Below are 6,898 nucleotides of genomic sequence, written 5' to 3' on the forward strand. Positions count from 1 at the left end.
TCGTGGACACGATCGACACGATCTTCGGTCCTCTCTATACCGCTGTTTCCTGGATCATCGTCCAGTTCCACAAGCTGTACAGCCTCGTGTTCGACGAGGACAGCGGCTGGGCTTGGGGTCTGTCCATCGTCTCGCTGGTGATCGTCCTCCGTATCGCCCTGATCCCGCTCTTCGTGAAGCAGATCAAGGCGACGCGGAACATGCAGGCGCTCCAGCCGAGGATGAAGAAGATCCAGGAGCGCTACAAGAACGACCGGCAGCGCCAGTCGGAAGAGATGATGAAGCTGTACAAGGAGACGGGTACCAACCCGCTCTCCAGCTGCCTTCCGATTCTGGCGCAGTCACCGTTCTTCCTGGCGCTCTACCAGGTGCTGAACAAGATCGCCATGGGCCGCGAGGTCGGTGTCCTCGACCAGGGACTGGTGGACAGCGCCCGTAACGCGCACATCTTCGGCGCTCCGATCGCCGCCCGGTTCATGGACAGCGCGGACAAGGTGGAGGCGCTGGGCGCCACGCTGGTCAACGTCCGCGTGGTCACGGTCATCATGATCCTGCTGATGTCCGCCTCGCAGTTCTACACGCAGCGCCAGCTGATGACGAAGAACGTCGACCTGACGGTGAAGACACCGTTCATGCAGCAGCAGAAGATGCTGATGTACGTCTTCCCGATCATCTTCGCCGTCTTCGGTATCAACTTCCCCGTCGGTGTCCTCGTCTACTGGCTGACCACCAACGTGTGGACCCTCGGCCAGCAGATGTACATCATCAAGCGCAACCCGACGCCGGGCTCGCTGGCCTACAAGCAGCGCCAGGAGAAGCTGCGTGCCAAGGGCAAGCTCAAGGAGGACCCGGCGGAGGTCGAGACGAAGAAGGCCGTCGAGACCGCCCGTGCCAACCGGCAGCAGCCCAGGCGTATGACCAAGGCACAGCGCCAGGCCGCCGCGGCACAGGCCGAGGCGAAGCAGGCCGAGGCCGAGGCCGAGGCGAACGAGGCGCGGACCGAGGCCGGGGCCGAGACGGAGAAGGCGGCCGGCCAGAAGCCGTCGATGACCAAGGAGACCCCCGAGGGCGGGCGGCCGGCGCGTACCGGACAACAGTCGAAGAAGAAGCCCGGACAGCGCAAGGGCTCGCAGCGCCCCAAGCACCCGTCCAAGAAGTAAAGAAGGAGTCCACTCGTGACGGACACGACCGCAGAGGGCGCCGACACCCTGACCCGCCTTGAGCAGGAGGGTGAGATCGCGGCCGACTATCTCGAGGGGCTCCTCGACATCGCCGATCTCGACGGTGATATCGACATGGACGTCGAGGCCGACCGCGCAGCCGTGTCGATCGTCAGCGATGTCGAGAGCCGTGATCTGCAGAAGCTGGTCGGCCGGGACGGCGAGGTGCTGGAGGCACTGCAGGAGCTGACCCGGCTCGCGGTGCACCGGGAGACCGGAGACCGCAGCCGGCTGATGCTGGACATCGCCGGCTACCGGGCCCGCAAGCGTGATGAGCTGACCGAGCTGGGCGACAGGACGGCCGAAGAGGTGAAGCGCACCGGCGAGCCGGTGAAGCTCAGGCCGATGACGCCCTTCGAGCGCAAGGTGGTGCACGACGCGGTGGCTGCGGCCGGCCTGCGCAGCGAGTCCGAGGGCGAGGAACCACAGCGCTGCGTGGTCGTACTGCCGTGACGGAGCCCGCGTCGTCCGTCCTTCCTCCCGCGCCCGAGGTGGCGCGGGAGGTTTTCGGTGCTCGCTTCGCCGACGCGGTCCGCTATGCGGAGCTGCTGGCGGAGGTGGGCGTCAGACGCGGACTGATCGGACCGCGTGAGGTGCCGCGGCTGTGGGAGCGCCATCTGCTGAACTGCGCGGTGCTCTCGGAGGTCGTTCCCGAGGGCGTGACGGTCTGCGATGTGGGGTCGGGAGCCGGGCTGCCGGGAGTTCCGCTGGCGCTGGTACGTCCCGATCTGCGGATCACCCTGCTGGAGCCGCTGCTGCGGCGGACGAACTTCCTTCAGGAAGTCGTCGAGACGCTGGGGCTGGACCATGTGTCCGTGGTGCGGGGCCGGGCCGAGGAAGTGCTCGGCTCGCTGCCGCCGGTGCACGTGGTGACGGCCCGGGCGGTGGCCCCTCTGGACCGGTTGGCCGGATGGGGCATCCCGCTGCTGCGGCCGTACGGCGAGATGCTCGCTCTCAAGGGCGACACCGCCGAGGAAGAGCTGAGGAGTGCGCGTGCCGCGCTCCAGAAGCTCGGGGTGGTGGAGTCCTCAGTGCTCCGGGTTGGCCAGGGGCTGGTGGAGCCGTCGGCCACCGTGGTGCGGGCCGAGGTCGGGGAGAGCCCCGGCGGAGTGCGTTTCGCCGCGAAGAAAGCGAAGGCCGCACGGAGCGGGCGTCCCCGGGGAGCGCGGCGCAGGCGCTGACCGTGCCTACTCCCCGCGTGCCTACTCCCCGAGCGGGGTTGCCGGTTACTCCGTAAAGCCGCCATAGAGGCTGCTTGCGGAGTGTCGCCGTGTCCGGCGGTACGTATGGATGCATCGTGCTTCACGTGAAACGTCGCTTTCTGCTGTCCGGCTTCATCCATCGTGGGCGTTCGACTACACCGCGTTCATCAGAACCCCGCTCGGAGGTGGATTCATCCACAGGTGAGCGGGGTTCGCTGGTTCCCGACCCCGGTGACATGGCAGGCTCTCCTCATCGCGAGCCTGACGTCGAGGAGAGTGAACCGTTGCGGTCCGACGGCCATATTGCGGGACCGATGACCGACCCGGTCCCGGGTCCCCGTTCTGAAACGGCGGATGTTTCACGTGAAACGATGAGTGAGACTCCGCCCCCGATGGACGCTTCCCCCAGGTATGACGGGGATGTCTCCGCGCCGGTCGGCCGCGCTGCCCAACAGGCGGTCGAGGCGATGAACCGTACCGGTGAGGGTCTTCCCAGGCCCGATGAGACCCGGGTGATGGTGGTCGCCAATCAGAAGGGCGGGGTCGGCAAGACCACGACCACGGTCAATCTGGCCGCTTCGCTGGCACTGCACGGGGCCCGGGTGCTGGTGATCGACCTCGATCCGCAGGGGAACGCGTCCACGGCCCTGGGGATAGACCACCATGCCGAGGTGCCCTCGATCTACAACGTCCTGGTGGACGGAAAGCCGCTGTCGGACGTGGTGCAACCCGTACGGGACGTGGAGGGCCTCTTCTGTGCTCCGGCCACGATCGATCTCGCCGGTGCCGAGATCGAGCTGGTGTCCCTGGTGGCCCGGGAGAGCCGGCTGCAGAAGGCGATCGTCGCCTATGAGCAGCCGCTGGACTACATCTTCATCGACTGCCCGCCCTCGCTCGGTCTGCTGACCGTCAATGCACTGGTCGCCGGTGCCGAGGTGGTCATTCCGATCCAATGTGAGTACTACGCCTTGGAAGGGCTGGGACAGCTGCTGCGGAACGTCGAACTGGTGAGGGGGCATCTCAACCCCGAGCTTCATGTCTCGACGATTCTGCTGACGATGTACGACGGCCGGACCCGGCTCGCCTCCCAGGTGGCGGAGGAGGTACGCGGGCACTTCGGCAAGGAGGTCCTGCGGACCAATATTCCGCGATCGGTGCGCATCTCCGAGGCGCCCAGTTACGGGCAGACGGTTCTCACTTACGACCCGGGTTCCAGTGGTTCGCTCTCCTATCTGGAGGCAGCCCGGGAGATCGCGCTGCGCGGCGCGGGCAAGCAGCAGGGACAGCACACGGTGGAGGGGACTCAGTGACGGAACGACGTAGAGGGCTGGGTCGAGGACTCGGCGCGCTGATTCCCGCGGCGCCAACGGGAGCGGACGACCAGATCAGTCCGGTGGTGGGAGAGAACGGTGCGCTGTCGCCGACCGCGGTCCCGGTGCTGACACCCGGACGTGGGCTGTCGACTTCCAGGGTGGCCTCGCCGGCGGAGAACGAGGATCGGTACGGGAGTGCCGTTTCACGTGAAACCGAGTCCGCTGTGGACGCTGAACCGGCGGGAGCCCACTTCGCCGAGGTGCCGATCGATGCCATCACTCCCAACCCTCGGCAGCCGCGGGAGGTGTTCGACGAGGACGCCCTGGCGGAACTGGTCACCTCCATTCAGGAGGTCGGTCTGCTCCAGCCGGTCGTTGTACGCCGACTGGGCCCGGAGCGCTATGAGCTCGTCATGGGGGAGCGGCGCTGGCGGGCCTGCCGGGAGGCGGGGCTGGAGAGAATCCCGGCGATCATCCGGGCCACGGAGGACGAGAAGCTTCTGCTGGACGCCCTGCTGGAGAACCTTCACCGGGCCCAGTTGAATCCTCTGGAGGAGGCGGCGGCGTACGACCAGCTGCTGAAGGACTTCAACTGCACGCATGACCAGTTGGCCGACCGTATCGGCCGCTCGCGTCCTCAGGTGTCGAACACACTGCGGCTGCTGAAGCTCTCGCCATCGGTGCAGCGACGGGTGGCGGCCGGTGTGCTGTCCGCAGGGCATGCGCGTGCGCTGCTGTCGGTGGAGGACTCCGAGGAGCAGGACCGGCTCGCGCACCGCATCGTGGCCGAGGGGCTGTCGGTGCGGGCGGTCGAGGAGATCGTGACCCTGATGGACACGAAGCCCAAGAGCCGGAACAAGCCCAAGCCGCGGGCCGGTAAGCGGGTCTCCCCCGCGCTCGACCATTTGGCGACTCGACTCTCGGACCGTTTCGAAACCAGAGTGAAGGTGGATCTGGGACAGAGGAAGGGCAAGATCGTCGTCGAGTTCGCCTCGATGGAGGATCTGGAGAGGATTCTGAGCCAGTTCGCGCCCGGCGAGGACCAACTACTGGAACAGCAGCTCTCCCGGGGAGACGACGACAGCGACGAGTAGATCCAAGACAGGGACAAGCGGCGCCCCATGGATACGATGTCTCCATGGGGCGCCGACTCGTTCCTCTCACGCTGGACAACCTGCCGGATCTTCCCAAGCGCTGCCGCAGGTGTGTCTTCTGGGAACTCGATCCTGTCAGCGGTGACGCCGCGGTGCAGGCGGGACGCCCGGAACTGGAGAAGGAAGCCTGGATATCGGCGGTGCTGCTGGAGTGGGGCTCCTGCGGACGGGTGGTCTACGTCGACAATGTGCCGGTGGGCTTCGTGCTGTACGCCCCACCCGCCTATGTGCCGCGCTCGGCGGCTTTCCCCACCAGCCCGGTGTCCTCGGACGCGGTGCAACTGATCACTGCCTGGCTGATGCCGGGCTACCAGGGACAGGGGCTGGGCCGGGTGATGGTGCAGGCGGTGGCGAAGGATGTGCTGCGGCGAGGGTTCAAGGCGATCGAGGCGTTCGGAGACGCGCGCTGGAAGGAACCCGCATGTGTGCTCCCTGCGGATCATCTTCTCGCGGTCGGCTTCAAGACGGTGCGACCGCACCATGCCCATCCCCGGCTGAGGCTGGAGCTGCGGACGACTCTGTCCTGGAAGCAGGATGTCGAGCTGGCGATCGACCGGCTGTTGGGAGCGGTACACAAGGAGCCCGCGCTCAGGCCGTTGTAACCGTCTTCTTGAGCATGTCTCCATGGGCCATGTCTCCGTGTTGGGCATACGGCCCGCCACGACGACATGACAACAGGCCCGCCTCCGGGTGGAGGCGGGCCTGTTTCACGTGAAACGTCAGCCGATGAAGTCGGCCAGGTCGCGCTCGATGGCGGCCTTGGGCTTGGCCCCGACGATGGTCTTGACGACTTCGCCGCCCTTGTAGATGTTCATGGTCGGGATGGACATGATCCCGTACTTGGCGGCGGTGGCCGGGTTCTCGTCGATGTTGAGCTTGACGACAGTGATCCTGTCGGCCTGCTCCTCCGAGATCGCTTCCAGCGAGGGAGCGATCTGCCGGCACGGACCGCACCAGGCCGCCCAGAAGTCGACCAGGACGGGCTTGTCGCTCTTGAGGACGACATCCTCGAAGTCGGCGTCAGTGGCGGTCACGGTGGCCATGGTGATCTCCTTGCTTCTCTGGTGTTCTGCGGTGGATGGGAACGGACGGCGATCGTTGGAGACGGTTCAGAGTGCGGCGGCTGCTGCTGCCTCGTCGGTCTTCTCCGGTTCGGCGACGTGCTTCTCGGGGGCGTCGACCAGGGCGGCGAGGTAGCGTTCGGCGTCCAGGGCGGCGGAGCAGCCGGTGCCGGCGGCGGTGATGGCCTGGCGGTAGGTGTGGTCGACGACATCCCCGGCGGCGAAGACTCCGGGGATGCTGGTGCGGGTGGAGGGCGCGTCCACCGTCAGGTAGCCCTCCTCGTCCAGGGTGAGCACGCCCTTGAACAGCTCGGTGCGCGGGTCGTGGCCGATGGCGACGAACAGTCCGGTGGCCGGCAGGTGGGAGGTGGCGCCGGTGACGGTGTCGCGCAGGGTCAGCCCCGACAGCTTGCCGCCGTCCTCGTGGAGCTCGGCGACCTCGCTGTTCCAGGCAAAGGTGATCTTCGGGTCGGCGAAGGCGCGCTCCTGCATCGCCTTGGAGGCCCGCAGGGTGTCACGGCGGTGGACGATGGTCACCTTCTCGGCGAACCGGGAGAGGAAGGTGGCCTCCTCCATGGCGGTGTCACCGCCGCCGACCACGGCGATGTGCTGGCCGCGGAAGAAGAAGCCGTCACAGGTGGCGCAGTAGGACACCCCGCGGCCGGACAGCTCGTCCTCTCTGGGCAGGCCGAGCCGACGGTGCTGGGAGCCGGTGGCGATGATGACCGTCCGGGCGCGGTGCACGGCACCGGCGGAGTCGGTGACCGACTTGACCTCGCTCTCCAGGTCGACCGCGGTGATGTCGTCGGCGATCAGCTCGGCTCCGAACCGCTCGGCCTGGGCGCGCATGTTGTCCATCAGGTCCGGGCCCATGATGCCGTCGCGGAAACCGGGGAAGTTCTCCACCTCGGTGGTGTTCATCAGTGCACCGCCCGCGGTCACCGAGCC

The 6,898-nt window shown here is 66.9% G+C and carries 7 protein-coding genes and 1 pseudogene; 6 read left to right on the forward strand and 2 right to left on the reverse strand.

The window, feature by feature from the left end; genetic code table 11:
* The first annotated feature begins 11 nt into the window (after positions 1–11).
* The 6 genes from yidC (at position 12) to CUT44_RS02485 (ending at position 5,491) form a co-directional block, all read left to right on the forward strand.
* On the forward strand, positions 12–1,160 hold the full coding sequence (yidC, locus tag CUT44_RS02460; RefSeq protein WP_100200453.1) for a membrane protein insertase YidC: 1,149 nt from the start codon (positions 12–14) through the stop codon (positions 1,158–1,160).
* A gap of 15 nt (positions 1,161–1,175) precedes the next feature.
* Positions 1,176–1,673 carry a Jag family protein gene (locus CUT44_RS02465; RefSeq protein ID WP_100200441.1) on the forward strand — a complete coding sequence of 166 codons (498 nt, stop codon included), beginning with the start codon at positions 1,176–1,178 and terminating at the stop codon, positions 1,671–1,673.
* Positions 1,670–2,401 carry a 16S rRNA (guanine(527)-N(7))-methyltransferase RsmG gene (rsmG, locus tag CUT44_RS02470; protein ID WP_100200442.1) on the forward strand — a complete coding sequence of 244 codons (732 nt, stop codon included), beginning with the start codon at positions 1,670–1,672 and terminating at the stop codon, positions 2,399–2,401. The genes CUT44_RS02465 and rsmG overlap by 4 nt, the downstream gene beginning before the upstream one ends.
* A 257-nt stretch (positions 2,402–2,658) precedes the next feature.
* Positions 2,659–3,732: a ParA family protein gene (locus tag CUT44_RS02475; RefSeq protein ID WP_100200443.1), complete on the forward strand. Its 1,074-nt coding sequence runs from the start codon at positions 2,659–2,661 to the stop codon at positions 3,730–3,732.
* Positions 3,729–4,829 (forward strand): ParB/RepB/Spo0J family partition protein, encoded by a 1,101-nt coding sequence (locus tag CUT44_RS02480; protein ID WP_100200444.1) that lies wholly within the window; start codon positions 3,729–3,731, stop codon positions 4,827–4,829. Before CUT44_RS02475 ends, CUT44_RS02480 begins: the two co-directional genes overlap by 4 nt.
* Before the next feature lie 44 nt (positions 4,830–4,873).
* Entirely contained in the window at positions 4,874–5,491 is a 618-nt protein-coding gene (locus tag CUT44_RS02485; protein WP_100200445.1) for a GNAT family N-acetyltransferase, read from the forward strand.
* A gap of 117 nt (positions 5,492–5,608) precedes the next feature.
* Here the strand turns inward: CUT44_RS02485 and trxA are convergent.
* Positions 5,609–5,941: pseudogene (gene trxA, locus CUT44_RS02490) on the reverse strand (thioredoxin); the annotation flags it as partial.
* 57 nt (positions 5,942–5,998) lie between these two features.
* A partial coding sequence (trxB, locus tag CUT44_RS02495; protein WP_100200454.1) for a thioredoxin-disulfide reductase occupies positions 5,999–6,898 on the reverse strand: 900 nt, incomplete at its 5' end.

It is taken from the genome of Streptomyces carminius (genome assembly GCF_002794255.1).
Taxonomy (GTDB): Bacteria; Actinomycetota; Actinomycetes; order Streptomycetales; family Streptomycetaceae; genus Streptomyces; species Streptomyces carminius.